This is a genomic window from Sediminihaliea albiluteola (assembly GCF_014077625.1).
Classification (GTDB): domain Bacteria; phylum Pseudomonadota; class Gammaproteobacteria; order Pseudomonadales; family Halieaceae; genus Sediminihaliea; species Sediminihaliea albiluteola.
This window is the reverse complement of record NZ_JACFXU010000014.1, coordinates 336,521-363,131: the sequence shown is the minus strand read 5'-3', so window position 1 is coordinate 363,131 and position 26,611 is coordinate 336,521. Positions and strand designations below refer to the sequence as shown.

The window sequence follows — 26,611 nt, the reverse complement described above, 5'->3', positions numbered from 1 at the left end:
AGCGCAGGGGGAGGCCATGGCCATTAACAGAAAAGTAAAGCTTGCTTGCAGTTACTCAAGCTTTGTTGACCTTAAATGTCAATACAAGCGAACAATTTCACCATAACACCTGCGCTTTAGCTAAAGTAAAATACTAATTGCTTTAGCAAAAAAGCTAATTGAGCACCCGACACTAGTGTGCGGTGCGTTTATAGATAAAAAATAGGAATATTTGCATATGGCTAATACCACTGGCAGCTTACTAAATGGCAGCAAAGGGCCTGTAAGTGCTTTAAGCGTCCTAGCGATCTCCGTTGCGGCGGCGGCATTGCCTAGCAGCGTACAGGCACAGGCACTTGAAGAAATCGTCGTTACCGCGCAAAAGCGTGAAGAAAGTAACCAAGAAGTACCGATTTCTATCACCGCGCTTAGCACTGAGTCTCTCGAGCGTCGCGGCATTCAAAATACTGAAGATTTATTGGGCCAAGTCCCTGGCGTGGGCGGCTTCTCAGCCTCCGGTAGCCGGGGCAGTATTGGCCTTGCCATTCGTGGTGTGGCTGGCGGCTCTCCCTCAAACCTGTCGCTCGACCCCGCTGTGGCGACCTATATGGACGGCGTCTTTATAGGCAAGATGGCTGGTAGCTCCATTGATGTGGCAGAGCTGGAGCGTGTTGAGATTCTCCGCGGTCCACAGGGCACTCTCTATGGCCGTAACGCTACCGGTGGTGCGGTTAACTACATTACCCGTAAACCTTTGGGTGAATTTGGCTTTCGGGCAGTTGGTACGCTGGGCAACCACGATTTGTACGGACTCAAACTTAACCTAGATACGCCGACTATTGGCGATGCTGAGGATGGTCTGGGCAGCTTTGCCGCCAGTGTTGGTGTACAAGGTCGTGATCGAAGCGGCTTTTACGATAACAAATCCGGTGGTGGCGACTTTAATGATCTAGATCGGCAGGCCTGGCGTCTAGCTGTAAACTGGAATTTCCGTAACTCACTGTTTGCCGATTACGCATACGATGGCAACCAGCTGGATGAGGTCAACGACCTGGATGTCGTGGTGGGATTCAACCCCCTTGATGCGGCTGGCAATGTCTCACGTGTCGCTGCCCTGCAAGGTACTTTGGCGGAGGCCAGAAAGTGGGCCGCAGCACCTGGTAGCGATCCGCGTATTGCCTCGCGTTGGATTCCTTCGCTAGAGCGTACGATTGAGGTTTACGATGAAACGCTTAAGCGAGGTGAAGGCAGACGCAGCAGCGGTAATGTGGACTTTACGCCACGATCTGAAGTCGATGCCTCTGGTCACTCCCTGACCTTAGCTTGGGAAGCTAGCGATGTTACTTTTAAGTCGATAAGCGCCTATCGCGAAGTCTCGGTGTCAGCCCTTGGCGACATTGATGCGATCGACAGCTCTATAGACGCCAATGGCATCGGTGCCTATAACGACACCCTGCATTTGACACTGGGACAGCTCTACGGCGCGACCGGTGGCTATGATCCTAAAATTCCGCAGCTGCCTTTTGATGCTATCTGGGGTGCAATCGATGCCCAGGGCAATGCCTTGCATTTCTCACAAGATAGTAGCTCTGATTACGACCAGTTCTCCCAGGAGTTTCAGATCCTAGGTGGAAGCGATCGTCTGGAGTGGGTCGCTGGTGTGTATTACTTCGAAGATAAAGCAGAGTACGAGCGCACCTCACTGGCTCTAGTACCACTGGCGCCAATTGGTAATACACATTACAAACTTGAGACCAAAGCACTGGCCGCTTTCGGTCAGTCTACTTGGACGCCAGGTTTACTTGATGACCGTCTTGCTATCACCGGTGGTTTGCGCTGGACCAAGGAAGAAAAAGACGTCGAATGGAATAACGCGGCACAGGTTGGTGTGTTTGGCGGTAGCCCTGCCGTTTCCGACAAGGACGACAAAAACTTCTATAACGTCAGCGGCAACCTGACCCTTGCTTTCCAAGCCACCGAAGATCTCAATACTTACATCCGCTACGCCACAGGCTATCGCAGCGGTAGCTTCAACGGCGAAGCTTTCGGCAGCGATTATTTCGATGAAGAGACCATGGAAACCTGGGAAATCGGTCTGAAGAGCGATTGGTGGGATGGTCGTATGCGTGTCAACGCTGCACTCTATACATACGAGTGGGATGATCTACAGGTTAGCCAGGTCGTCATCGTGGATAGTGCCCCAAGTTCACTCATTACTAACGCCGGTAATGCCAAGCGTTGGGGTGGTGAGATTGAGGTGCTGGTTGCACCGATTGATGATCTTGTCATCGGTATGAGCTATGCATACCTCGATGGTGACTTCGATGAGTTTCCTGATCTGTGTGGTACCAATGAGCCTCAGCAGTGCCTGAAGGGCAAGGATTTTGCCAAGCGTAACGCTTCACCTGATAACCAGCTAAATGTGTTCGCGGACTACCTCTTCGCGCGTACAGACTTTGGTGAGATTACTGGTTTCTTGAGTGTTAACTGGCAGGATGAGTGGTACACCACCGCCGCTTCTACAGCGATTATTGGTGGCGACCCTGTGGTCTTTGACCCTCAGGTAATGGATGAGCGCACAGTGGTTGATGCTCGACTCAATCTCGAAAACATTGATGTTGGCAATGGCAGCCTGCGCGTAAGCCTCTGGGCTAAAAACCTGTTTGATGAAGACTACCCGAGCTACGGCATCAACTTCGGTGCAGACCTTGGTCTGAAGGTGGAAAAGTACGGCGATCCACGCACCTACGGTGTTGAAGTCGCTTACGAGTTTTAATGCACTGTAAGTGATTACTCTCTAACCCGGGCTTGTCCCGGGTTTTTTTTGCTTGTAGGAAAGCTAAAGCTGATCGGCTTTAAAGCAGGCCAAGATTGCTAGTGCTAAGTGGCGGAAGAGGTAGGAGTCGAACCTACCAGGCGCGTTACTGCGCGCCTCACTGGTTTTGAAGACCAGGTACCCCACCGGGGATATCGCTCTTCCGTTATGGCTTAGGTCGTAGTTAGTCTTGCTGCCCTATGGGCGCCGCATTGGGGTCTAGAATTGATCGCGAGTTAGCGCTTCTTTTTGTATATCCAATTTGATCGAAGAATTCCAGTATTTCAATCGTCAAGTTTCTACCCAGTCCGAATACTTGCTTAGCTTCGATAACAGATACCTCTCCTGACTTATCGATGAACTGCTGCAACAAGCCGGCCAACTCTCGAAGAGTCGAGGGTAGGGCTAAACGTTTTTCACCAATTTCAAACAAGTCGCCCGCTTTAATCGCAGGGCGGGCTAAGGCTTCCAGTTGTTTCGCGTCGAAGCCAGTATCCTTTTGCAGCTCAGAGCGCAGCGGGATGTTCAAAGCTCGTGCTTTCATACATGTCTCGAGCACTTGCCAATCTCGCTGAATTTGAGGTGACAGCGTGGGCCTGTGCCCGAAAGCGCGAATTAATTGGCCTTCTTGAACGACCTTTCCTGCACGAATACGCTCATCGAGCACGGCTTTAAATAAACGTTTGGGGATCTGCCTATGCACTAGCTTTTGTAAGACTTCGGGTCCTATGCCTGGTTCCATAGGGCGAGCGCTGTGCCGCTCGGCTAAGTGTTCATCGAAAGATTGAATATAACTCTCCCAGAGCCTTCGGGATAGGATAAGTTCATCCTCATCATCGCGGACTCTGGCGAACTCGCCTCTATTGAGCGAAGCAGGGCTCAGTAGGCTCTCAAGCTCCTCTTGGGACAGGTTCCAGATGCGCCGATATTGACGCAGACTGACTATCTCGCCGTGAGTGAATAACAATTGTTCAAGAGCTTCTCTAGGCTGACCGCTTTCGAGTGCCTCGAGTTGCTTAAGACGATTTTTACGGGACTTGCCCCACTTGGGAGCATCGGGGTCGATGACGATACCGCCACCTAAGGTGGCGTTCTCATTGTCATCTCGCAGTACAAATCTGTCACCGGCAAATGCCAGTACATCCTTGTCTAAGATTAGCTGAATGCGCTGTCCTGCAGCCGGGCTCTCGCCGCGATCGAGGAAATAGGTTTTGGCACTCATGCGCCGGGTGCCAATATAGACCTTCACTCTAGCTAAGTGCTTCAGGGCGCGCTTGCTGTCCCCGGCGGTCCAGCAGCGTGTATCTAAGCGGCGGCTGGGTGTGGCGCTGCTGTGCGCACACAAAAAGCCTCCCCTTTGGGCTTGCTCTAGTGATAGCTTGCCGGCTAAGTTCAGCGCACATCGCTGTCCGGCATGACCACTGGCTGCCGACTCACCTTGGCTATGAATTTTGCGTACTCGAACCTTGATAGCCTGGTTTTTTTGCCCCTCAACAGGGTGTAAATACAGCTCATCACCGGCCGCAATAGTCCCTGAGAGACAGGTGCCGGTGACCACAATACCTTCACCTTTTTTAATAAACGCACGGTCAATATACAGGCGAAATAAGGATTCGCTGGCGCGCTGAGGGCAGTTCTGCAATTGAGTTTCTAATAAGGACTTAAGCTGCTCTATGCCTTCAGCGCTGCGATTGGACACTGCACATAAAGGGGCGCCGGGAATGAGCGCGCTCACTTGCTCTGTGACTTGATCCAAGCGTTCTTTGTCGACCAGGTCGATCTTGGTGATGACGCTGATGTAGCGCTCAACACCGAGCAAACGCAATAGCTGTAGGTGTTCAAGCGTTTGCGGCATCGGCCCATCATTTGCTGCAACAACTAACATACCGAGGTCGATACCACTGATGCCAGATATCATGGTATTGATGAAGCGGTGATGGCCTGGAACGTCGATAAAAGCAATGCGTTCCTTGGCGGTCGCTGCTGCGAAGGCATAGCCGAGCTCTATAGTCAGGCCGCGCTGCTTTTCTTCTGTCAGTCGATCAGTGTTGGTACCGGTCAGTGCTTGGACTAAGCTGGTTTTGCCATGATCGACATGACCCGCAGTGGCCACTAGCATGATAGGGCATCCCTGAGCTGGGGCAGCTGTTCAACAAAGAGAGTTTCACAATCTAGGCAGCGCAAATCTAGCAGTAATTTGCCTTGGTGGATTCTGCCAATGACAGGGCGTGGCAGCTGACGCAATACTTTTGCTAGGCGCCTTAGCTCACTATCGCCATTGAGTGCTTCGATGGCGATAGCGAAGCTGGGAAGCGTTTCGACCGGTAGCGCGCCGCTACCGATTTGACTGAGGCAGGGCGCTGTCGCGGTTCGAAATGCGGGCGCTAAGTAAGTGGCGAGCTCAGCACTGAGCCGCGAGGCCTGGGCTTCGATCTCGCTAGCCGGGCGGGTCAGCTGCTTGAGCGTGGGTAGGGTGTCGCTCAGGCTATCTGGGTCTTGATACAGCTTTAGCACTTCAGAGAGGGCCGCAAGGGTCATGCTGTCGACTCGCAGAGCGCGTTTGAGCGGGTTTTTACAGATACGCTCAAGCAGTGATTTCTTGCCGGCGATAATGCCGCACTGGGGGCCCCCGAGTAGTTTGTCACCACTGAATGTGATCAGGTCGATGCCATTGGCGATGTAATCAGAGGCTTTTGGTTCTGCTGGTAGACCAAGGGCGCTAAAGTCAGCTAGGCAGCCGCTACCGAGATCCACAATGCAGGGCAGACCGTGTTCATGGGCCAGTTCAGCAAGCGTTTTCTCGTCCACTGACTGGGTAAAGCCTTCTAGGCGATAATTGCTGGTGTGCACTTTCATTAGCAGTGCTGTTTGCGCAGAAATAGCTGAGCGGTAGTCCTTTAGGTGGGTGCGGTTGGTGGCGCCCACTTCTACTAGGGTGCAGCCCGAAGATGCCATGACCTCTGGTACACGAAAAGAGCCGCCAATTTCGACCAGCTCGCCCCGTGATACAGGTACTTCCAGCCCCTTAGCCAAGGTGCTCAGTACCAGCACCACAGCGGCAGCATTGTTGTTCACCACAGTGGCTGCTTCACTGCCAGTGAGTTCGCAGATTAGAGATTCCACGTGCACATCGCGGTTGCCCCGTTTCCCTGTCTCCAGGTCGTACTCAAGGTTGTTGGGGTACATTGCAGCTTGGTAGGCCGCTTCAGCGGCGGCGGCTGGCAGGCAGGCTCGGCCAAGGTTAGTATGCAGAACCACTCCGGATAGATTGATTACCGGGCGGATACTTTGCGCGTCACTGGCAGCCAGCGCTGTGCTGATTGCCGAGTGAATGGCTAAGATACTCAGGTCGGGCTTTTGCTTTGCATCGATACTCTGGCGAATACTGTCCAAGTGTTTGCGGATAGCTTTGCTCACGCGCAGGTGGCCCCAGCGCGCAACGAGATCCTGCGAGTTCTGCAGGACACGATCCACTGATGGTAATGCTCTTCTTATGTCGCGCTCGCCAGTCATGGCAAATTCTCTTAGCTAGTAACCTGCAGCAGTATCAACGATGCCTTGTAGTGTTTGGCCTTTGGAGAAGGCCACAACATTCTCGAAAAAAGGCCTCACGATCCGCTCAATCATATTAGGCCCACTCCACGAGATATGCGGGCTCAAAAAAACTTGCGGGTGCTGATATATCCAGTGACCGGCTGGCAAAGGTTCGGGCTCCACAACATCCAGTGAGGCGCGGCTTATTTGGCCATTATCGAGGTATTCGCGAAGCGCCTCCTGATCGATAAGGTTGGCGCGGGATACGTTAACCAAGTGTACGCCGGGTTTCATTGCTGCCATCGCTTGTGCCCCTATCAATCCCTCACTTTCGGGTGTGGAGGGCAGTGCGAGAGCCACGTGATCAGCTACTGATAGCAAGTCGTTTAGCTCTGCGACGAGTTCGACGCCGGGAGTTGGACTGCTGCGGTGGCTGCGAACTTTGGCAACTACCTTCATATCAAAGGCCAGCGCGCGCTTGGCAATAGCTTGGCCGATAGCTCCAAAGCCGATAATGCCCAGAGTTTTATTTTCTAAACAGCCGAGGTCGGCCATATGCCAAGTTTCCGGTGGCTCTGTAATCCAGCGCTTAGGCAATTGTTTTTCGTGGGCAAGTAGCATGGCCAGAACCCACTCGGAGATGGGGCTTGCGGTGGCGCCACGGGAGCAGGTGACCAGTTTGTCTTGGACTAAATGAAGCGGGAACTTATCCACGCCCGTACCTAATATATGGATCCAGCGCAGTCCTTCCATGCGCTCGATGAGGGCCGGCAGCTCGCTCCCACCGACAGCGGTGCCCAGCAGGGCATCAGCCACTATCGCTTCATTTGATTGTTCCGCCTTGGGCAGCAAAAAGGCCTCAACACCAGGTACTAGGGAATGAAGTTGATCGACCAGCTGGGGGAAATCTGGCTGTATGGCTATTCGCATGATTAAGTTCCGATAAACAGGAGTAAATTCAAGTTGCTTCTCTTAACCCTCAGAGTATAAGTGAGCGAAACAGCGGAGGTATCGTACGACTGTACTATGCTATGAGCTGCCTTTGTAGTGGACTGAGTCTTATTCGCTGGCACGCTCAGCAATGCTTAATTGTAGTTTTCGCCCTCGTACATGTGTACTAAGCATGCACTTGCCTTGATTAATATACTTACTGCAAGTAATCAACAGAGTTGAGCAGCTCTCGACCCAGAGAGTTCTGCAGATTTGTTTGTCCCTGTATGGAGTTAGCTGGAAAACCATGGCAGGGAAAACTCAAGATCAAGTTCAGCTATCGTGAGCTGCCTGCATTGAGCTCGAAAAGGCTTCTGAAAGTATCCCGCACGCTCGCCTCAACTAGGCTTTAGCCTTCATTTTTTTAAAGGAAAACTAACTATGTCAGCACATCATCGCCTTATTATCTTGGGCTCGGGGCCAGCGGGTTACACCGCAGCGGTATACGCGGCTCGGGCCAACCTTAAGCCTGTTGTCATCACCGGTATGCAACAAGGTGGGCAGCTGACCACTACCACCGAGGTGGAGAATTGGCCGGGCGGTCATGCAGAACTGCAGGGCCCTGAGTTGATGCAGAATATGCAGGAGCATGTGGAGCGATTTGGCACTGAGGTTATTTTTGACCATATCGAAGAGGTCGACCTCGATGCTCGGCCTATGCTGCTTAAAGGCAGTGCTAGCTATAGCTGTGATGCCCTGATCATTGCCACGGGCGCTTCCGCTCAGTACCTGGGCTTGCCTAGTGAGCAAGCTTTTATGGGTAAAGGCGTTAGCGCTTGCGCTACTTGTGACGGCTTTTTCTATCGCGACAAAAAAGTGGCGGTCATTGGCGGGGGTAACACGGCGGTAGAGGAAGCGCTGTATTTGGCAAACATTGCCTCTGAGGTCGTGCTGGTCCATCGTCGTGATAGCCTGCGCTCTGAAAAAGTACTGCAGGACAGGCTATTTGCCCGCGAACAAGAGGGCAAAGTTTCCATACACTGGGATAGTACTCTAGATGAGGTCCTTGGTGATGATAGCGGGGTGACTGGTGTGCGACTGAAATCGGTTAAAGATGGCTCTAGCACAGATATTGAGCTCGCCGGGGTATTTGTCGCCATTGGCCATAAGCCCAATACTGATATCTTCGCCGGCCAGTTGGAGATGCAGGACGGCTACATCAAGATAAATAGCGGCACCACAGGTAACGCGACTGCAACCAGTGTGGCTGGGGTTTTCGCTGCCGGTGACGTGGGTGACCATATCTATCGTCAGGCAGTCACCTCAGCAGGTTTTGGCTGTATGGCGGCGCTCGATGCTGAAAAGTATCTTGATGATTTAAGCAGCGGCCAAGAGTGACGGCTTAGGCTAGCTTGGGGTAGTCTTGGGCTTTTACTTTAAGCTCTAGACTGCTCTTGGTGGTCGGCGATGTATCAATAACTCTATTTAACTAAGGATTGAGCAGTGATAAAGAATAATATAAGTCGCGGTGCGATCGCTTTGCTGGTTCTCTCTGCAGCACTAGTAGGCTGTACTCGGATTGACGGCTCGGCAGCGCCGCATACGCAATTAGCGGCAGATCAGATTTTTAGTGGTGGCCCTATTGTCACTATGGACACAGCGCAAGCTAGTGCAGAGGCGGTTGCTGTTCGCGATGGTAAAATTATCGCAGTGGGTTCAGCAGCGAAAATAAACCAATTGAAAAGTGCTCAGACCGAGATGGTTGATCTGGCCGGGAACACTCTAGTACCTGGCTTTATCGATGGGCATAGTCACTTCTCTATGGCCACCACTTCAGCGAGCTGGGCCAATCTATCTGGCGCGCCGGTAGGGAAGGTAAGCAATATCGCCGAGGTGATTGCAGAGCTGCAGGCCCAAGCTAAGCGCAACGGGCATGTGGCGGGCGACTGGATTGTAGGTTTTGGCTACGATGCAGATACGCTTGCCGATGGTCGCCATATAAACCGCGATGATTTAGATGCAGTTTTTCCTGATAACCCTGTCATCGTTGTACATGTATCCTTCCATGGCGCGGTATTGAATAGTCGTGCATTTGAGGCGATCGGCTATGATGCAACAACGCCAACGCCTGAGGGCGGTGTTATCGTTCGACGAGAGGGCAGCAATGAACCACTGGGTTTGGTAATGGAAACTGCATGGTTTCCCGCTGCCCGCGCCTTACCCCTGCCACAGGGGGAAGTTCGCTTTGAAAATATTAAACTGGCGCAGGAGTTTTACGCCAGTAATGGTGTGACAACAATCCAAGATGGCTTAACAAATCTAGACAGCTTTGAGCTGTATAAAGAGGCGGCGGAGCGTGGCGACCTATACCTTGATCTGGTGGCCTTGGGTGGCTCCGAAGATCTCGATGCCTTTGCCGCAGATAAGGAGCAATACGCCGATTACCATAAGCGGCTAAAGTTGGCTGGCATAAAGCTTATCGTTGACGGCTCGCCGCAGGGCAAGACAGCTTACTTTACGGAGCCTTACCTGACAGGTAGCCCCAGTGGTGAAGCTGATTGGCGCGGGGAGCCAGTTGCCCCGGCAGAGGAAGTAGAGTCGCTTATCGGAGCAGTTTACGAAAAGGGTATGCGCGCATTTGTTCATGCCAATGCCGACGCTGCAGTGGATATTCTGTTGGATGCACACAAAAAGCATCTTGATAAAGCGGGCGATGACCCGCGCACAGTGATTATTCACTCCCAGTTTATTCGACAGGATCAATTGGAAGACTATGCTCGCTTTGGCATGGTGCCTGCCTTCTTTAGTAACCACGCCTTTTTTTGGGGAGATGTTCACCTAAACAACTTGGGGCCTGAGCGCGCTAACTTCCTGAGCCCGATGAAGTCGGCTGCGGATTTAGGTATCCACTTTACTAATCACAATGACTATATTGTCACACCTATGGATCAGTTATTGACGGTCTGGTCGGCGGTAAACCGAGTATCTCGCTCCGGTCAAGTGATCGGCGCACAGGAGCGTATTAGCACTGAGCAAGCTCTGCGGGCGATTACTCTCGATGGTGCATGGCAGTATAAAGAAGAGCAGCGCAAGGGCTCGATTAGCGTGGGTAAGTTGGCAGACTTAGTTGTGCTGGATGCCAATCCACTGACAGTGGACCCCATGACTATCAAAGATATTCAGGTTCTTGCAACCTATAAAGAGGGGCTGAAAGTTTACCCTCAATAAGCTCCAGCACCGCCAGCATGACTTAGATCCAGCACAAGCGATGGCTTTGTTAAATCTGGAATAGTTGGAGAGCGAAAATTAATACCGATGCTCGCTACATTGTCTGGCTTTTAGATCAGTTATCCAGCCTCGGCTTAGATGCCGAGGCTTTGGCGGCTAACAACGGCATTTCGCCCAGCCAACTCGAAGGCCCAGACCAAGTGGTGACCGCGGAGCAGCACCAAGGTTTACTCAGGGCGGCATTGGCGGCTAGTAAGAACCCTGGCTTGGGCTTGGAGCTAGGTCTGCGGCGCTCTCTCGTGACCCTCGACCAATTTGCCTACCTGATGATGAGTAGTGCTAATTTACGAGCGGCCACAGAAGCTGGTCTGCGCTATCAAAATTATACTGGGCGCTTTTCTGGTGGGCAGATAATTATTTCCTTTAGCGAAGCAGCTAATGAGGGCTGCTATCAGATTTACGCTAATCCCAGTTTAGGCGACTTACGTTTACTGGCGATTGAAGATGTTCTGACAAACATTCTTACCACCTGTCGCTGGATTTTGGGCAAGGACTTACCGCTCAGCCGTTTGAACTGTGATTACCCATCGCCACCGCATGCTGAGCGCTACAGCGAAATCTTTGACTGCCCCCTGCAATTTGACGCACCTCACACAGAATTGTTTTTTGAGGCATCAATCCTCGATGAGCCTCTACCTCACTCGAGCCCACATAGCGCAAAGCTTTACGAAAAACTTTGTGAAGAAAAAAGCATTGAGCGCAATCGGGGCGATGTGGCCTGGCGGCTGTGGCAGATGGTTGTGCGAGACCCGAGCCAGCCGCCGACATTGGAAGCTGCAGCATCCGAGCTGCACTACAGTGCTCGCACTTTGAGCAGAAAGCTGCAGGCTCAGGGTTGGCAGTACCAGGAACTGGTTGATCGAGTGCGAGAAATACAAGCCCGTCGTTTTTTGAGTGACCCTCGGCTATCTTTAAGCGAGGTTGCCCAGAAAGTTGGCTATGCTGATAGCTCGGGGTTCAATCGCGCTTTCAAAAAGTGGACTGGGCACACCCCTAAAGCCTATCGAGACGCTTTGTTTGCCCGCTAGCTTTTGGCTGGATCGGGTAATAATTTGTCTAGATTGGCGGCAACTTGCTTAGTGCCGATTAACTATACTGTGCCAAGAGCATCAAACTTTCGACTATTTACCACAATTTATAATAGGCTGGTTTTTTATGAGCAAGTACATGGGATTAGATCAAGCAATGATGGAGCGCTACGCTCCTCGACCGGGGCGCAAAGCGCTACTGCCTGAGCTAAGTGAGCAGGCTAAAGTTGCCTTAATGTGTCGTATGCTCTTCCGAGAAGGTTGGAATGAGCATATCGCTGGCCATATCACCTATCGCTTAGCCAACGGTAATATTTTGACCAACCCCTGGGAGTTGGCTTGGGATGAACTGACCGCAAGTGACATTGTTACACTGGATCATCAGGGTAATGTGATTGAAGGCGAGTGGAACGTCACCCCGGCAATAGGCCTACATATCCAGTTACACGCTCTGCGGCCGGACACTAATGTGGTCATCCATAATCATGCTCATTGGAGTGGTATTTGGGCCAATATGCAGCGTGTGCCGCCAGTTTATGACCAGACGGGCGCGCACTGTGGCGTTGACTTACCTTTGTATGATGAGTACGCCGGTACTTTTGAGAACGAAGCCACAAGCTTGTCTGCGGCCGAAGCCCTAGGTGACTCCAAATGGGCTCTGCTCGCAAACCACGGTGCCTTGGTTGTGGGCAAAGACTTACGCCAGGCGCATTTGCGGGTTATAACACTGGAGTGGCGTTGTAAGCGCGCCTACGAGGTGGAGCTAGCCGGTGGCGGTGTTCCGCTTGACGATGCCGTGGTAGAGAAAATCGGCATCACCGATGCAAATGGCTTTCCCTTTTGCTGGGAGGCTATGGCCAGACGTGAATTGCGGGCTGACCCTTCTATTATCGAATAATTGCCCGAACCTCGAAGCAGGAATAAGGAGTTTATAATGTCGTTACAGGTAACCCCGTTAAATAATATTGGCGCCGAGATTTCGGGCTTTAATATCAATGATCCTATGACTGATGCTTTGAAAGCAGAGCTTAAAGCGCTGTGGTATGAGCACGGTCTTCTGTTGTTCCGCGGTCAAGATATCACTCCGGAAAAGCAGATCGAATTCAGCCGTATTTTTGGAACCTTGGAGTTGCATCCACTGAAGGCAGAGACTTCAGAGGAGTACCCAGAGCTTTTTGTACTGGAAAATGGCGGTGACAAAGACAAGTTTTTCACTGCAAGCTACAAGGGTGAAGAAATCGTGGGTCGCTTAGATTGGCACATGGACCTGCACTACACCGGTCGCCCTAATCACGGTGCCTTGCTGCGCGCGGTGGTCGTACCTTCAGATGATGGGCTCACTGGCTTTGGAGACCTAGCTAAGGCCTATGACGCGCTAGATAAAGAGACTCAAGAGCTACTGAAAAAGATTGAGGTGGCTTACGCTTTCTGCATGCAGCGCAAGCACATGCGCTATGTCGATTTAGAAGGCTATGAACCTGGCCCTCACAGTCCGCGCAAACCCAGTGATATGAAATACCCGGATTTCCCCGATTCGGTATACCCAGCAGTGGTCACGCACCCAGTGACTAAACGTCCCGTATTAGGCATCGTGGAGCAGTTTCTCGATCGAGTCATTACCCCGCAACAGGCCGGCCTGTCTAATGACGAGGCAATTGAGTTACTGCAGTATTTAGTCGATCACACACGCAAGCCTGAATTTCATTATTTTCACCAGTGGCGTGAAGGCGACATGGTTCTTTGGGATAACTGGCGCTTGATGCACTGCGCCACCGGCACGCGCCCTGGCGTTAAGCGGGTTATTAACCGCACAACCATTGAGGGTGATGTGCAACTCGGTCGTGTGTTAAGTGGTGAGTGATAGACCATACTATCGCGGTGTTTAGACATTCCGCCTAGCCTCCTACCTTTTCGCTAGCGTATCCTGTATTCATATGAATACAGGATACGGGCGGATAGCTTTATGTTGAAAGGTCGATTTGCAAGCATGCGCGTTACTTGCGTTTTATTGCTAGGCCTATCTCTTAGTTCTCTTTTCGTAGCCTGCAACCGCCAAGCCTGACTGCTGCGCTTTAGATGGGTCACTGTGCAGCGTGAGTAGGGCAGGGTGGTATAGCTGCTTAGTACTTTGTGGCACTGCATACTTAGGCGCTAAGTTCTATACTGTTATATGAGAATTAAACCTCACAAGGAAAAGAATAGCTTATGGATAAGTTACTGATCATTGCCGACCTAGAAGATACTTGTCACGCCATACCCAGAGGGCTGGCTTTGGCCGCTGCCTTGGGGCAGGCGCCAGAGGTAGTGGCGTTCACCTATGCGCCTTTGAAGCGGCTTAAAGTTGATGCCACTCAGCAGACGGCTATGCGTAAGCGCTTAATGCAAGAGCGGGAAAACAATGTTCAGGCACTTATCGATAAACATCGCCATCAAGACCAAAAAGTTAAGTTGAAAGTGGTGTGGTCAAAGGACCTCGCTGGCTGGATTAATAAACGCTGTAGTGAAGGCGGCTACGCAGCGGTAATTAAGACCGCTCACCGCAGTGAATCACTGCTGCATAAACCAACTGATTGGCGCTTATTACGCGAGTGTCCGGTGCCGGTTATGCTAGTAGCTGAAAAGAACTGGAGCAAAACTAAGCCGGTCTTGGCGACGCTTGACCTGTCGACGACAGTGGCCAGCAAGCGTCGCTTAAACCATAAAGTATTGGGTAATGCTCTGCGCCTGTCGCAGGCCTTGGGCGCTGAATTGCAGATAATCTCAGCTATTGAGGTGCCCACTGTACTGGCCGACCTCGGTCTGATTGAAAGCGTTGACTACGTGCGCAGTGCAGAGGCGGAAATGGCGCAACAAATTAGTAAATTAGCGGCATCATTCGATCTGCCGGAGAGCATTTTCACCTGTAAGCCGGGTCCGGTAGAAAAAGTTGTAAGCAAACACGCTGATAAGATAAAGGCTCAGATTGTGGTGATGGGTACTGTTGGACGCAGCGGAGTACGGGCCGCATTAATGGGTAATAGCGCAGAGCGTATTCTACAAATTCTGCAAACAGACGTGTGGGCATTGAAACCTTAATTGCTGCATTCTGAGCTGGTCTTAGGGGCGCTGTTAGCAATAGTTATGAGTGAAGGAGAAGGCTTACCGCTATGCCTCTGAACAGAGATCAAGATATAGCACAACTGCTGCAAAGCACCCGCACTATTGCTCTTGTCGGTGCCAGTCATAAACCGACACGGCCTAGCAACGAAGTGATGCGCTTTTTGTTGCGTCACGGCTACCAGGTGTTTCCGGTCAACCCCGGTCTTGCGGGGCAGACGCTACTGGGCTGCCCCGTTTATGCTCGCCTAGCAGATATTGAACAGCCAATTGATATGGTCGATGTGTTTCGGCAGTCACAGTATTTGCCGGGTATTGTTGAAGAGTGCATAGCACTTGGCGTAACAGCACTTTGGACCCAGCTCGGTGTCATCGACCTAGAGGCGGCAACTAGCGCTGAGGAGGCCGGCATACAAGTCGTGATGGACAGGTGTCCGGCCATTGAGCTACCTCGTTTGCAAGCTGCGGGCTTGATTAGTGCTCTTGCTTAAATAGCTGACAAGCTTAAGAGTCACCCTGACACAGCTGTGTGTCAGGGTGGTTGATCTCCGAGTTTGTGCAGTAGCTAGAAATAGTTGCTGCGGCTGTGGAGTTTGCGCAGCTCTGCTTCGCCCTCGCTGAGTTTGCGAATGAGTTCGTCGCGTTCTTGCAGCAAACTACCTTGGCGCTCATTAAGAAGGGATATGTCTTGATAAATCTTTCGGCGCTGTCGCTCAGTTTTGTCTGAGTCAAATAACTCCGCTTCTTTTTCCTTAATTTCAGTCTTAATCCGCTCTTGTTCTTGCTCAAGACTATTTTGGCGACTTTCGAGTCGCTCAACCTCAGTCCTAACTAAATAAATTTCTCGGCCTGCCTTATAGCCCTCAAGGAAATCAGCTTCTAGCGCTTGGGGGCAGATGCCCTGGTACTGATAACCACTCTGTGCTCGGTTGTAGCCACTACTGCCTGTACAAAAGACCACTAGCCCTTCTTCATGGCCCCGTTTGTACTTGCGTATCTCAGGGGTGATACCGTGCTTGGCGCAGGCTTCGCGGTGCGCAGTCATGCGAGTACTGGCTTCACCTCTAGCAGCATCTTCATAGCCAATGCTGTGCCAGTCAGCGGTCAAGCACTCCTCCTTGCTCAGCGTTGAGCAGCCCGCTAGCGTAGCCAAACAGATCACTGTGAGTCCCTTCAATGCTTGCATAGGTATCGCTTTTAACTCCTTGTTATGGCTTGTGCCCATTGTCGGGCAGGCAAGCTTTTTATTAATTTGCTCAGCCTACCGAATAATCCAGTTTTCGGGAAGTTGTCTGGCCTCAAAATGACTTTGGACCAAAGTGTTAGGCTGTGAACAGCCCCGATACTGCGAACAGGGCCGCCATCAATCGCATAGGGCCTCATGGTGTCACTGACTCATTGGAGTGCTGTTGTTGTACCTGCCACAGGGTGGCGTAATGCCCCTGTTGGCTGAGCAGTTCGTCGTGGCTACCCTGTTCGACCACGCGGCCCTGGTGTAATACTAAAATTTTATCGGCATCGATCACGGTGGAAAGACGGTGGGCAATGACCAGACTGGTATGCTCTCGGGCAATTTCTCGCAGGGCTTGAAGAATGGCTTGTTCTGATTTGCTGTCGAGAGAGGAAGTCGCCTCATCAAAGACCAGAATGGGCGCAGCCTTAAGAATCGTCCGGGCGATTGAGACGCGCTGCTTTTCGCCGCCAGATAGCTTCAGTCCGCGCTCTCCCACCATGGTGTGATGCCCCTCAGGCAACTGAGCCACTAGCGCTTCAAGGTGGGCCAATCGGATTGCTTCAGTGACTTCTTCGTCACTAGCATCGACCCGTCCATAGCGTACATTTTCTAGCAGACTATCGTTAAACAGCACGGTGTCTTGAGGAACAATACCGATCTGTTTGCGCAGCGAAGCTTGGTCAACATCGCGTATATCTTCTGAGCCCACTAAGATCTGACCGGAGTCGCAGTCGTAGAAACGAAACAGCAATTTGACTAAGGTCGATTTACCAGCACCACTGGCACCAACTACTGCTAGCTTTTGACCTGGTTCAATACTGAAGCTGACGTTGTGCAAAATAGTCCGCTGGGCTTGGTAACTGAAGCTAACGTTGCGAAACTCGACCTTGCTATTGCGCAGCTGTAGAGCCGGTGCTCCTGGTGGGCTGAGGACCTTGGGTTGCTGCGCTAAGAGCTCGAACATCTTTTCTATGTTGGCCATAGAGCCTTTAATTTCGCGATAGACAAAACCCAAAAAGCCTAGTGGCATAAACAGCTGAATCATAAATTGGTTGATTAGTACAAAGTCACCTAAGCCAATTTGGCCCTGTTTTACCTGCCATGCAGCGAGGCCAATCATGGTGGTTTGTGCGATGGCGATAATCAGTGCCTGGCCGGCATTTAGAGTGAATAGGGATAAGCGGTTCTTGCGCCGAGCTTGCTCCCACTCAGCCAGTGATGCGTCGTAGCGTCGCGCTTCGAACTCCTCATTGGTGAAGTACTTTACTGTTTCAAAATTGAGCAGGCTGTCGACAGCTCGGGTGTTACTGTTGGAGTCAGCCTCATTCATTTCGCGCACGAAGCGGGTCCGCCATTCCGTCGCCCGAATAGAAAATATGCCGTATATCAATACCGCTATTATCACGATAACTGAAAATGTGGCACCGTAGCTGAACAGTAAAATACCGGCCACCATAGTTATTTCAAACAAGGTCGGAGCGATATTGAAAATGAAAAAGCGCATCAGGAAGCTGATACCGCTGGTACCGCGTTCGATATCGCGCGCGAGGCCGCCAGTGCGTCGGTTTAAGTGGTAGTCGAGGTCGAGGCTGTGGACATGACGAAATACCTGCAGACCAATGCGCCGCATGGCGCGTTCGGTGACTCGACCAAATATAGTGTCGCGCAGCTCGCCGAAGAACACATTGGAAAAACGCGCTGCGCCATAGGCTAGTACCAAGCCTAAGAGTAGAGCCGCTGGGCTAGCGAGTTGTTGGATATCTTCCAAGCGATCAACCATAGCCTTGAGCAGAAAGGGAATGGTGAGAATGGCGCCTTTGGCCAGTAGTAGGCAGAGCAGAGCCAGCAGCACCCGCAGGCGGTTTTCCATGAGAAAAGGCCAGATGTAAGCTAGCAGCCGCCAGTTGACCGGCTTGCTAGTGTCGTGATCACTGTGGCTGTGTCGCATGTTCTGAGTCCGTCAAATACCTTGCTGTTGAAGTGCTCGAGCGTTGTTAGGCTGCTGAGCTGACAGTAGTGTGGGCATAGCCATACTACAACAATGGGTCTGGGAATAGCTTGAGCTGCCCGCTACTTGGCGCAGTGATACTTTGGGGCAGGCCAATAAGGGCTGTTAAAACATACCCGCCAAACCTAGTACCATGGCGTAACGAGTGCCCTTACCGATAGCTGTTAGCCCCAAGAATTGCCAGAAAGGGATTTTCATCATGCCGGCGATAAAGGTCAGTGCATCACCGCCTAGTGGAAGCCAAGATAGCAGTAGTGTCCAACGCCCATAGCGTTGAAACCAGCGCTGGGCCAAGGCGATGTTTTTTTCTTTGAAAGGAAACCATTTGCGATCGCTAAAATGCAGCAAATAACGCCCAAGTAGCCAGTTAAGCACAGAGCCCAAGGTGTTGCCGGCAGTGGCCCAGGCCCAAAGAGCTAAGGGCTCATGACCATTGTGTACTAGTGTAGCCAGTAGTATTTCAGAATAAGCAGGTAGCAGAGTTGCAGCTATAAAAGCACTGGCGAACAAGCCCAGGTAAGCCTCGGTCATTCTTTTTGCTCCACTTATCCTTGTTTGGGTTAAAAGATTGGCCCGGCGTCTTTGCCTTTGCGAAGATATCAGGGCTAGGCTCTGTGCTAATGGTGCCTTAGAGCGTTAGTATGACCAAACAATAAAGAGAGCAATTATTTAAGGAGTGCGATTGTGGAATTACCGGAAGCGGTACACTTTGGTCAAAATGACCTGCCTTTTGTCGATATTGGTGATGGCAGCAAGCTGAAAGTCTTACAGCTGCGAATCGGTGAAGGCATGTGGATTATCGAGAATATTTTTCAAGCCGGTTATGAGGTGGAGACGCATCAGCATACCGGTCCAGTTTATGGCTATACCACATCTGGAGCATGGAAATATAGAGAGTACGATTACGTCAATCGCGCTGGTTCTTTTCTCTACGAACCCGCCGGCTCGAAGCACACCTTGCAGTGCATCGAAGACGACACTCGCGTTTGGTTTCAAATGTACGGTTCTAATATCAACCTAGATGCCCAAGGCAATATTAGTTCTGTGGTGGATGGGCCTATGACCTTAGCTTTTTATTACGCTATGTGTGAAGAGCAAGGTCTGCCAAGACCCAATGTGTTGGTGGGCTGATGATGAAAATCGATATTTATGATCCCGACCAATACCTTGCCGGCATTCCTCATGATCAGTTCGCTTGGTTGCGTAAACACGCGCCAGTGTTTTGGCACGATCACCCCGATGGTTCAGGCTACTGGGTATTGAGTCGGCATGCCGATGTGACGGCTGTTTCCCGCGACTTTAAGACTTTTTCCGCCCAGCGCGGCTTTGTGATGGTGGATGATTTGCCAGCGGATATTCTTGCCATGGCTCAAAATCAGCTTTTGGGTATGGACCCTCCGGCTCACGGCCCTATCCGCCGTGCCGTGATCGCTCGCTTTACCTCAAGAAAACTAGCTGAACTAGAGCCCCTGCTGCGTGAAACAGCAAGGAATATCATGCAGTCTGCTCCCACAGCTCAGGAAATCAACTTTGTGGAAGATTTAGCGGGCGATTTGCCTACGGCGGTCATTTGTTCGCTGTTGGATATTCCGCAAGATATGTGGCCGCAGATCAGGCGCTGGTCAGATCTACAAACCTCGGGCTCTGACCCTGATTTGGGGGGCACAGCGGAGGATGTTGCCCAAGCGTCCCTGGAGATGGGTACCTACGGCTATCAATTGGCAGCGGAACGCAAAGGCAAGGGCGGTGATGATTTGATTTCCTTGCTAATTGATCAAGAAGTCGATGGTCGCTTGATTAGCGAAGAGGAGTTTGCCTCTTTGTTTATACAACTCACGGTGGCGGGCAATGAGACAACGCGCAGTTTAATCAGCTCTGGTATGCACCAGCTACTGCAGCGGCCGGACTTATATCAACAGTTAGCCAAGGACCCAAGTGGCCTGCCAAAGGCGATAGAAGAGATGCTGCGCTGGACCTGTCCGCTGCACTACTTCCGTCGCACTGCGACCTGCGATACTGAAATTCGTGGTCAGAAAATTGCTGAGGGCGATCGTGTGGTCATGCTTTACAGCTCGGCTAACTTCGATGAAGAGGTGTTTGATAGGCCCCTAGAGTTTGATATCACCCGTGATAGTAATCCGCATTTAGCCTTTGGCCATGGTATTCATTTATGTCTGGGGGCGAACTTGGCACGAATGGAGGCGCGACTTTTCTTTGAAGAGTTTTTTAAAGCCTTCAGTGGTATTGAGTCACTCGGTGCGCCGCAGTATATCCGCTCCAATAGTATTCACGGTTTTAAGCAGATGCCGGTACGTTTGATCGCCTAAAGGAGCTGCTGATGAAGGCTGCATTGTGCAGCGTTCATCGGCACTTAAGGATACTGTCGCAGGGTAAGAGTATCGCCGCGTTGGCTGAACTCAATGTGGCGCAGGAAGGACATACCCAGTAGTACTTCCTGAGTCTGTAGTCCGGGGCTGATACTGGCTACTACATTGTCTAGAGCGATGTCTCCCACACTGACACGATCCAGCCGAGTGGCATAGGCTGTTGCGATTCCATTGGCTGTTTGGGTAGAGATACGTCGCCCCCGTTTAAGTGATAGCTTTTGCGCCACAGCCATTGGTATGGCCACACCGGTGGCTCCTGTGTCCAGCATAAACACCACCTCGTGGCCATTGATACTGCCTTTGCTCAAGTAGTGGCCATTTTTACTGCGCTTGAGTACCACCTCCCGCACACCGCTTTCGAGGTGCTGGGTTTGTACATTTTGGTTAGGGTTATATTGCTGCTCCAGTAGCTCGGAAAAGTAAAAGCCAAGCAAGGCCATAAACACTAGCCAGGCCAAGGCCTGCATAATAATGCCCATTTTGCGCTGCTCTTTGGCTTCTCTGCTCATGCTACTTTAGCCCTTGGTGTAGCGTGGATTAGGCTAGCGTAACTACACAAGCTGCTGACAAAATCCGGCAACACAGCGCTAGTGGAGAGCGTGGCTAGGGCCAGCTTCACTGCTATCAGCCTCAGGAAATAGATAATCCATCTGCAGACATTCATTTGCCAGTTGTCGAGTGCTGTTCAGAGTCATAACTACAAAGATGGAAAACTGTTCGCGGCTAAGGCCAGCACTGATAGCTAAATAGCTGGCAATTATCAATTGTGGTGTGGCGTCGTCCACTATGTCGAGAAAAATTTTAAGGTTGGGGTGCTCGATGTTCATGCGGTGTATATCGGCGGATAAGGGCAGCAGTGCCATCGGGCGAACCTCTAGGCCTGTGCTAAACAACAAGCCCTCTTGCTCTTGTAGTAGCCGAGCGTCAACGACACCCTCTAATGCTTGCAGGGCACTAATGTGTAGACCATTGCAGTCACTGCAGAGCGTAAAGTCGACATTGCTCTCATTAAGCCAGCTTTCCAGTTGACGGCGATCGGGTTTTTTTAGAGAAGGCATGGTGGCGAGTATAGTCGAGAATGACTCACAATTTTACGACTTTGCCACCCCAGCTGCTATAGCAGCTGGGGCGCTTCAAAACCTTTGTGCGTCGACGACAGTGGGAAGTCTTTTGTTTGCATGATGGCTGTGATACATATGACAGCGCTGCTGCAGTTGGCAGTGTCCTGAGGCGGGTATCGTATAGTGGCATTACCCAAGCTTCCCAAGCTTGAGAGAGGGGTTCGATTCCCCTTACCCGCTCCAATGGGGGACTCCTTAGGACCAAAGTTACATAATCAATAAATATGCACTGGAGGACAGGGCCATTCATAGTTTTACAGTAGAAAAAACTCTTGCCGCAGCACGGCAGCAAGTTTGGGCGGTGGTATCGGACTTTTCCAATTTGGGCTGGTTTGAAGCTGCTGAACGAGTGGAGCAGGTAGGTGAGGGGGTCGGTCAAATACGCCGTATTTATATGCCCGGTATGGATCAAGCCGTTGAAGAAAAGCTTCTTGCTATCGATGAGGCGAGTTACAGCTATGAATACGAAGTTCTGCCGGGGGCTATGAACGTGATGCGTGACTACCGTGTGGTGGCCACATTAGGCGATGCAGGGGAGGGCCGTACACAGATGCGTTTAGAGTGCTCCTTTAGCGGGGTAACGGCTGATGGTGTCGCGCCTGAGGATATGATTGCCCTTATGCAGGACACCTATGACGCTATGCTCGACGCCATTGCAGCGGAGGCACTGAGCCGCGCCTAGCGCGGCCTTTAGCTCTCATTACTGTCGCCGGAGGGGCTCGCGTATTGGTCGTTCAGAGACTGCACGAAGCGATCTGATTCAGTTAATACCTTTTCCACTTGCCGGCGCCGCAGGCGCCCCCAGCCTCTGGGTTTAATGCTGGCGAGGGAGGTCCACCAAGCGCGCAAATTCCAGGCAAAGGCCCTTTGAATAGCCTGACTATCGGCCCCCAGAGATTCATCTTTAGCTAAACTGCGTAGCACACTGCGCCCGGCAATGCCGCGCAGCTTAGTGTGTAGAAACACAGCTACTAAAGCGAGGCTTGTGAGTACTCCGATCTGGGTGGCTATCTCAAGATTGACAAAGGGAGTTAGGTAAAAGCCATCCCAGTGTCCGCCGCGAAAACTCCACCACAAGAACAGTGCGGCAATGGCGCTAAACACCGGCACACTTAGCCATAGTGTGCGTTTGCGCCAGCGGCGGCGCGCCTGCTCTAGCAAGGGTATTTGCACATTGAGCATATGCCGGGCAGTCTTTTCCAGTACGCCAACAACACGGTAGGCGCGCTCTACTTCAACTTGATGGATGCGCATTTCAATATGGGCTAGGTCGGCATCTCGCTTGCTCTCGAGGCGCTCTCGTACTTGTGGGTCTTCAATCGCTAAGGCGGCGTCACGGGCGTAGATCCGGTAAAAGCGGCCGGCCGTTAAGCCACTTTGTGCCAAGGCGCGCTGCCAAGCCGCCACCACCTCTTCAGGATTGTCTTCTCGGGCGGTGTTGTCGATTTGGTTGAGGATGTATAAAAACTTGTTGGCATCGGCCCGCTGCACGGTATCCGCCACTAAGTGTTTTAGTGTGTCAGCCATGGCGCCGGGCTCTGGATGGCGGGCATCAAAAAACACCAGTACCAAGTCTGATAGGTTGATGATGTGATCAGTGATCAGCAGAGTAGAACTGCGCTGCTGGTCGGCATCAAAGCCGGGTGAGTCGATAAAGATTTTGCCGCGCAGCGATTCGGCTCGCAGAGCTTTGAGCTGCAAGTAAGAGTCGACCCGGCGACCTTCCCCCTCAGCAACACGTTCAATGTCTGCACTGATTTGATAAAAAGGGAAGCGCGGATCGCTGTCCAGAGCGAGCCCTGGCAGCGAGGCGCCTTCCGTACCGGAGCCGTAGCAAATCACCGTGAACTTATCGTCTACAGCCTGGTTACCGGTGCGCTGCAGGGCTTTGCCCACGTATTGGTTCATAAAGGTGGATTTGCCGGCGGAGTAGGTGCCCAGTACCGAAATGACTGGCCACCAAGACACCTGAGTGGCGAAAGACTCATCGGCGCTCATTAGGCCCAGCTTGCGAGCGGCATTGTCCAGCTTCTGAAAACTCTGAACACAGCCGGCAAGTACCGGGTTTTCCTGCTTCAGGTGGTTCTCTAGGCGCTTGATCCGCTCTTGAGTCGTGTTTCTGGCCACAGCTGTATACCCCGCTATCACTTTACATCACTATAGAACCCTATGGCCCCTAGACGCAAAGAGTCGTTTTGCGAGCATTGCTCAGAGCTGCTTTAAGCTTTCCTCTAGCTCATCCACTAAAGCTTCAAATACTTCCAGTGCCGCGTAGATCGGCTCGCTTGTGGTCATGTCGACCCCGGCGGCTTTTAATAGCTCTATCGGATAGTCACTGCTACCGGCGCGAAGCATAGTGAGGAAGCGCTCTCGAGCTGTTTCGCCCTCTTCGATAATTTTGCTTGCCAAAGCATTGGCGGCAACAAAGGAAGTGGCGTATTGGTAGACATAAAAATTGTCGGTGCGCAGCAAGTGGGGGATGCGACTCCACTCACTGGCATTGAGCGGGTCAGCGTGTACAGCATCACCGTAGTAGGCTTTAAAGACCTCGGCGTAGAGTGCGTTTAATGACTCCTTGGTGAGTGCTTCACCGGCTTCCGCTTTAGCGTGGGCCTGCATTTCAAAATCGGCCAGTGAAGTTTGACGGAAGAAGCCACTGCGGAATTGGTCGAGATAGTTCTGCAATAGGTAGGCCTTCTTGCGAGGACTGTCGGCCTTGGCCATAAGGCTCTGGAACAGGATGGCCTCATTGGTCATAGAGGCAATCTCAGCGATAAAGGTGCGATAACTGCCGTAGATATAAGGCTGTGTATTGCGAGTCAAATAGGAGTGTATGGAGTGACCATACTCGTGAGCTAGGGTGGAGACATCGTTTAGAGTGCCGGAGTAGTTAAGTGATAGGTATGGTTTGGAGTCGTACATACCCCAAGAGTAAGCGCCACCGCGTTTTCCTGCGCTCTCAAAGGCATCAACCCAGCCTTCTTCAAAGCCCTGCCAGTACAGGGCGAGGTAATCATCACCCATGGCCGAGAGTGCTTCGGCAACGATTTGTTTGGCATCTTCAAAATCTATCTGGCCATAATCAGAGGCCACCATGGGAGCGTACATGTCCCAGACTTCGAGGGTTTCTAAGCCCAGAGTTTTTCGGCGCAGCTCTAGATAGCGCTGCAGTGGCTCGACTCCTTCCCGCGCTACGCGAATCAGGTTGTGATAGACCTCTTCGGGTATGGCACTTTGGTAGGTCGCTGATTGCAGGGCCGAATCAAAGCCGCGAATTTTGGCTTCAAATACACGGCTTTTGACGTGGCCTTCGTAGTTGGCTGCCAGCATATTGCCGTGTTTTTCATACTCTTTAAACAAGGCTTTCCAAGCTGCTTCGCGATACCTGCGATCGGCGCTGCTCATTGCCGCACCATAGAGTCCCTTGGTAAGGGTCACCGGATTGCCCTGTTCATCCTCTATCTCACCAAAGCTGAGGTCGGCGTTGTCTAGAGCTAAAAAAACGCTAGAAAACTTGCTTAGCGGCTCTGAGGCCTGTGCTAGTAGCGACTCGGCCTCCTCAGACAGGGTGTAGGGACGCATCCGCGACTGCTCTTCGAGGTAGTGGCGATAGCCCCTTAATTGCGGCGTCTTCTCGAGCATCTGATCTATTTTTTGTGGTGAAATAGCCAGCAGCTCTGGTGCGATAAAAGAAGTAGAAGTACTGAGCTGGGCGTGCAAGCTTTGCGCCCGTGAATAGCGCGCGCTGTTTTCCCCCACTCGCATGTCCTCAAAAGACTTTAGGCCGGCATAAACATAGATCCGGCCGAGCAAGCGGTTCAGTGACTCATATTCCTGTATAGCTTGCAGCAGGGTGCTGCCATCTTCGCCTAGGCGACCCTTGTACTTTTCAATGTCTGGTATCCGTTCCTGCAGCATTTTGACATCGGCTTCCCAGGCATCACTGGACTCATACATTGCGCTGAGGTCCCATTTATATTGCTGGGGAATTTCACTGCGCTCGGGTGCTTGCGCTAGAGTGGTTAAGCTGAGCGACAGGCCCAAGGCCAGTGCTGTGGTTTTGAAAAAGGCTTTAGTCGCCATTTGTGCTCTCCAAAATAAAATATTAGCGTTGGCTGATCGGGTGTCGCTCGCCTCACTGAAGCTTATGCCTTGAGCTGCTCGGCGTGCATTTGCTCAAGTATTCGGAAGGTGCCTGTCGGGTCCTGACGTTTCATATCCAGCAAGTTCATTTCAGGACCTTCACCCACTGCTATTTCTTCTACGCCACTAGCAAAACCGTCGGCTATGACCTTAGCTGCAGCGTTAACATCCATGCCGGCTTCGATGTTGGGATCGGCCTTAGCGTGGAGCTCGCCTGTGCCAGTGACGGCATTATGGGCCACGGCAGTGCGGACAGAGCCCGGTACAATCGTTGACACCTTCAAGCCCAGATGGGCGACCTCAACACGCAGCGCATCGAAGAAGCCCATCACCGCATGCTTGGCGGCACTGTAGCCTGTGCGCATGGGCGCGCCAACTTTACCGGCGACACTCGAGGTTACTGACAGCAGACCACTACCCTGTTTTACCATAATCGGCAGAACCAGCTTGGTCAGTGCGATTTGGCCAAGGACATCAACATCAAGCAACTTGCGATACACCGCAAGATCGGTCTCCAAGCAGGAGGAACGCTGCGAGATACCCGCATTATTGACCAGTAGATCAATGCGCCCGAACTGCTCAACTACCTTGTCGACAGCTGCGGGCATGGACTCGTAATTTTCTACGTCCAGCGGTAGGACCAGTAAATTTTGCTCGGCTGCGCCGGCATTGATGCACTGCTGCTTAACTTCTTGTAGTGCTTGTTCGCGGCGAGATGAAAGCACCACACGAGCACCGCGCTGGGCCGCTTCGAGTGCTAAGGCCGCGCCAATGCCTGAAGACGCTCCAGTGATCCAGACCACAGCTTGGTCAAAGTTAAATCCCTTATTGTTCGCGTTCATTTACTGCTCCTATGCTGCGCCAGTACTGAGGGCGCTGTGCTTATTAGAGGGCCGTGGAGCAATGCGCTATTAAAAGTGCTTTGCTCTATATCAAAGGGCCCTGTGTTATTGTCCATGAGGGACTGAAAACTACGGTGTTGAATCCTACCATGTAGATTCTGCCTGTGGAGTCCTGACATCGTCTATGCTGTGTAGTACAGACAAGC

Annotated in this window: 22 protein-coding genes and 2 tRNA genes; 12 read left to right on the top strand and 12 right to left on the bottom strand. The window is 51.8% G+C overall.

All coding sequences use genetic code 11. The annotated features are described in order from the left end of the window. The first annotated feature begins 217 nt into the window (after positions 1-217). Entirely contained in the window at positions 218-2,755 is a 2,538-nt protein-coding gene (locus H2508_RS08555; protein WP_182171887.1) for a TonB-dependent receptor, read from the top strand. 109 nt (positions 2,756-2,864) lie between these two features. Here the strand turns inward: H2508_RS08555 and H2508_RS08550 are convergent. The 4 genes from H2508_RS08550 to H2508_RS08535 form a co-directional block, all read right to left on the bottom strand. Then, positions 2,865-2,959: transfer RNA gene (locus tag H2508_RS08550), tRNA-Sec, on the bottom strand. Positions 2,960-2,978: 19 nt separating this feature from the next. Then, complete coding sequence (selB, locus tag H2508_RS08545; RefSeq protein WP_182171885.1) at positions 2,979-4,913, bottom strand: selenocysteine-specific translation elongation factor; 1,935 nt, start codon at positions 4,911-4,913, stop codon at positions 2,979-2,981. Beyond that, positions 4,907-6,307: an L-seryl-tRNA(Sec) selenium transferase gene (selA, locus tag H2508_RS08540; protein WP_182171883.1), complete on the bottom strand. Its 1,401-nt coding sequence runs from the start codon at positions 6,305-6,307 to the stop codon at positions 4,907-4,909. The genes selB and selA overlap by 7 nt, the downstream gene beginning before the upstream one ends. A 15-nt stretch (positions 6,308-6,322) precedes the next feature. Further along, a complete protein-coding gene (locus H2508_RS08535) occupies positions 6,323-7,258 on the bottom strand; it encodes an NAD(P)-dependent oxidoreductase (RefSeq protein ID WP_182171878.1) in 936 nt (311 codons plus the stop codon). Positions 7,259-7,699: 441 nt separating this feature from the next. On the opposite strand from H2508_RS08535, the gene trxB reads away from it, so the two are divergent. The 7 genes from trxB to H2508_RS08500 all read left to right on the top strand — a co-directional run bounded on the left by trxB (position 7,700) and on the right by H2508_RS08500 (position 15,161). Then, entirely contained in the window at positions 7,700-8,656 is a 957-nt protein-coding gene (gene trxB, locus H2508_RS08530) for a thioredoxin-disulfide reductase (RefSeq protein WP_182171875.1), read from the top strand. 105 nt (positions 8,657-8,761) lie between these two features. Further along, the gene (locus H2508_RS08525; RefSeq protein ID WP_182171872.1) at positions 8,762-10,486 is read left to right on the top strand and encodes an amidohydrolase; all 1,725 of its coding nucleotides are present in this window, start codon (positions 8,762-8,764) and stop codon (positions 10,484-10,486) included. Between the two features lie 53 nt (positions 10,487-10,539). Further along, positions 10,540-11,574: an AraC family transcriptional regulator gene (locus H2508_RS15240; protein WP_328799359.1), complete on the top strand. Its 1,035-nt coding sequence runs from the start codon at positions 10,540-10,542 to the stop codon at positions 11,572-11,574. Positions 11,575-11,701: 127 nt separating this feature from the next. Continuing rightward, a complete protein-coding gene (locus H2508_RS08515) occupies positions 11,702-12,472 on the top strand; it encodes a class II aldolase/adducin family protein (RefSeq protein WP_182171869.1) in 771 nt (256 codons plus the stop codon). 36 nt (positions 12,473-12,508) lie between these two features. Then, a complete protein-coding gene (locus H2508_RS08510; protein WP_182171866.1) occupies positions 12,509-13,435 on the top strand; it encodes a TauD/TfdA dioxygenase family protein in 927 nt (308 codons plus the stop codon). Positions 13,436-13,779: 344 nt separating this feature from the next. Beyond that, positions 13,780-14,649, top strand: a complete 870-nt coding sequence (locus tag H2508_RS08505) for a universal stress protein (RefSeq protein ID WP_182171863.1) — start codon at positions 13,780-13,782, stop codon at positions 14,647-14,649. Between the two features lie 71 nt (positions 14,650-14,720). Further along, the gene (locus tag H2508_RS08500; protein ID WP_182171859.1) at positions 14,721-15,161 is read left to right on the top strand and encodes a CoA-binding protein; all 441 of its coding nucleotides are present in this window, start codon (positions 14,721-14,723) and stop codon (positions 15,159-15,161) included. 74 nt (positions 15,162-15,235) lie between these two features. Here H2508_RS08500 and H2508_RS08495 read toward each other — a convergent pair whose 3' ends face one another. The 3 genes from H2508_RS08495 to H2508_RS08485 all read right to left on the bottom strand — a co-directional run bounded on the left by H2508_RS08495 (position 15,236) and on the right by H2508_RS08485 (position 18,443). Beyond that, positions 15,236-15,778 carry a DUF2799 domain-containing protein gene (locus tag H2508_RS08495; protein ID WP_182171856.1) on the bottom strand — a complete coding sequence of 181 codons (543 nt, stop codon included), beginning with the start codon at positions 15,776-15,778 and terminating at the stop codon, positions 15,236-15,238. Between the two features lie 271 nt (positions 15,779-16,049). Then, a complete protein-coding gene (locus H2508_RS08490; RefSeq protein WP_182171853.1) occupies positions 16,050-17,852 on the bottom strand; it encodes an ABCB family ABC transporter ATP-binding protein/permease in 1,803 nt (600 codons plus the stop codon). A gap of 165 nt (positions 17,853-18,017) precedes the next feature. Beyond that, a complete protein-coding gene (locus H2508_RS08485; RefSeq protein WP_182171850.1) occupies positions 18,018-18,443 on the bottom strand; it encodes a YqaA family protein in 426 nt (141 codons plus the stop codon). A 153-nt stretch (positions 18,444-18,596) separates the two neighbouring features. On the opposite strand from H2508_RS08485, the gene H2508_RS08480 reads away from it, so the two are divergent. Together H2508_RS08480 and H2508_RS08475 are read left to right on the top strand one after the other, a co-directional pair. Then, entirely contained in the window at positions 18,597-19,043 is a 447-nt protein-coding gene (locus H2508_RS08480; protein WP_182171848.1) for a 2,4'-dihydroxyacetophenone dioxygenase family protein, read from the top strand. Further along, on the top strand, positions 19,043-20,239 hold the full coding sequence (locus H2508_RS08475) for a cytochrome P450 (RefSeq protein WP_235965155.1): 1,197 nt from the start codon (positions 19,043-19,045) through the stop codon (positions 20,237-20,239). Before H2508_RS08480 ends, H2508_RS08475 begins: the two co-directional genes overlap by 1 nt. A 44-nt stretch (positions 20,240-20,283) precedes the next feature. Here H2508_RS08475 and H2508_RS08470 read toward each other — a convergent pair whose 3' ends face one another. Together H2508_RS08470 and H2508_RS08465 are read right to left on the bottom strand one after the other, a co-directional pair. Further along, entirely contained in the window at positions 20,284-20,808 is a 525-nt protein-coding gene (locus H2508_RS08470; RefSeq protein WP_235965153.1) for a retropepsin-like aspartic protease family protein, read from the bottom strand. Between the two features lie 78 nt (positions 20,809-20,886). Next, complete coding sequence (locus tag H2508_RS08465; protein WP_182171845.1) at positions 20,887-21,357, bottom strand: YbjN domain-containing protein; 471 nt, start codon at positions 21,355-21,357, stop codon at positions 20,887-20,889. A 172-nt stretch (positions 21,358-21,529) separates the two neighbouring features. Between H2508_RS08465 and H2508_RS08460 the strand changes: the two genes are divergently transcribed. Beyond that, positions 21,530-21,603 (top strand) — tRNA-Gly (locus tag H2508_RS08460). 28 nt (positions 21,604-21,631) lie between these two features. Next, on the top strand, positions 21,632-22,102 hold the full coding sequence (locus H2508_RS08455; RefSeq protein ID WP_182173379.1) for an SRPBCC family protein: 471 nt from the start codon (positions 21,632-21,634) through the stop codon (positions 22,100-22,102). An 8-nt stretch (positions 22,103-22,110) separates the two neighbouring features. Here H2508_RS08455 and H2508_RS08450 read toward each other — a convergent pair whose 3' ends face one another. The 3 genes from H2508_RS08450 to H2508_RS08440 all read right to left on the bottom strand — a co-directional run bounded on the left by H2508_RS08450 (position 22,111) and on the right by H2508_RS08440 (position 26,405). Continuing rightward, positions 22,111-23,547 (bottom strand): dynamin family protein, encoded by a 1,437-nt coding sequence (locus tag H2508_RS08450; RefSeq protein WP_182171842.1) that lies wholly within the window; start codon positions 23,545-23,547, stop codon positions 22,111-22,113. A gap of 81 nt (positions 23,548-23,628) precedes the next feature. After that, entirely contained in the window at positions 23,629-25,503 is a 1,875-nt protein-coding gene (gene pepF, locus H2508_RS08445; protein WP_182171839.1) for an oligoendopeptidase F, read from the bottom strand. A gap of 62 nt (positions 25,504-25,565) precedes the next feature. Further along, entirely contained in the window at positions 25,566-26,405 is an 840-nt protein-coding gene (locus H2508_RS08440; RefSeq protein ID WP_182171835.1) for an SDR family NAD(P)-dependent oxidoreductase, read from the bottom strand. Between the last annotated feature and the right edge of the window lie 206 nt (positions 26,406-26,611).

Bases quoted from the DNA above. Each gene is read 5' to 3' on its own strand.
- H2508_RS08555 (WP_182171887.1), top strand. From the start codon at position 218: ATGGCTAATACCACTGGCAGCTTACTAAATGGCAGCAAAGGGCCTGTA.
- selB (WP_182171885.1), bottom strand. From the start codon at position 4,913: ATGCTAGTGGCCACTGCGGGTCATGTCGATCATGGCAAAACCAGCTTA.
- selA (WP_182171883.1), bottom strand. From the start codon at position 6,307: ATGACTGGCGAGCGCGACATAAGAAGAGCATTACCATCAGTGGATCGT.
- H2508_RS08535 (WP_182171878.1), bottom strand. From the start codon at position 7,258: ATGCGAATAGCCATACAGCCAGATTTCCCCCAGCTGGTCGATCAACTT.
- trxB (WP_182171875.1), top strand. From the start codon at position 7,700: ATGTCAGCACATCATCGCCTTATTATCTTGGGCTCGGGGCCAGCGGGT.
- H2508_RS08515 (WP_182171869.1), top strand. From the start codon at position 11,702: ATGAGCAAGTACATGGGATTAGATCAAGCAATGATGGAGCGCTACGCT.
- H2508_RS08510 (WP_182171866.1), top strand. From the start codon at position 12,509: ATGTCGTTACAGGTAACCCCGTTAAATAATATTGGCGCCGAGATTTCG.
- H2508_RS08505 (WP_182171863.1), top strand. From the start codon at position 13,780: ATGGATAAGTTACTGATCATTGCCGACCTAGAAGATACTTGTCACGCC.
- H2508_RS08500 (WP_182171859.1), top strand. From the start codon at position 14,721: ATGCCTCTGAACAGAGATCAAGATATAGCACAACTGCTGCAAAGCACC.
- H2508_RS08490 (WP_182171853.1), bottom strand. From the start codon at position 17,852: ATGCGACACAGCCACAGTGATCACGACACTAGCAAGCCGGTCAACTGG.
- H2508_RS08485 (WP_182171850.1), bottom strand. From the start codon at position 18,443: ATGACCGAGGCTTACCTGGGCTTGTTCGCCAGTGCTTTTATAGCTGCA.
- H2508_RS08475 (WP_235965155.1), top strand. From the start codon at position 19,043: ATGATGAAAATCGATATTTATGATCCCGACCAATACCTTGCCGGCATT.
- H2508_RS08470 (WP_235965153.1), bottom strand. From the start codon at position 20,808: ATGAGCAGAGAAGCCAAAGAGCAGCGCAAAATGGGCATTATTATGCAG.
- H2508_RS08465 (WP_182171845.1), bottom strand. From the start codon at position 21,357: ATGCCTTCTCTAAAAAAACCCGATCGCCGTCAACTGGAAAGCTGGCTT.
- pepF (WP_182171839.1), bottom strand. From the start codon at position 25,503: ATGGCGACTAAAGCCTTTTTCAAAACCACAGCACTGGCCTTGGGCCTG.
- H2508_RS08440 (WP_182171835.1), bottom strand. From the start codon at position 26,405: ATGAACGCGAACAATAAGGGATTTAACTTTGACCAAGCTGTGGTCTGG.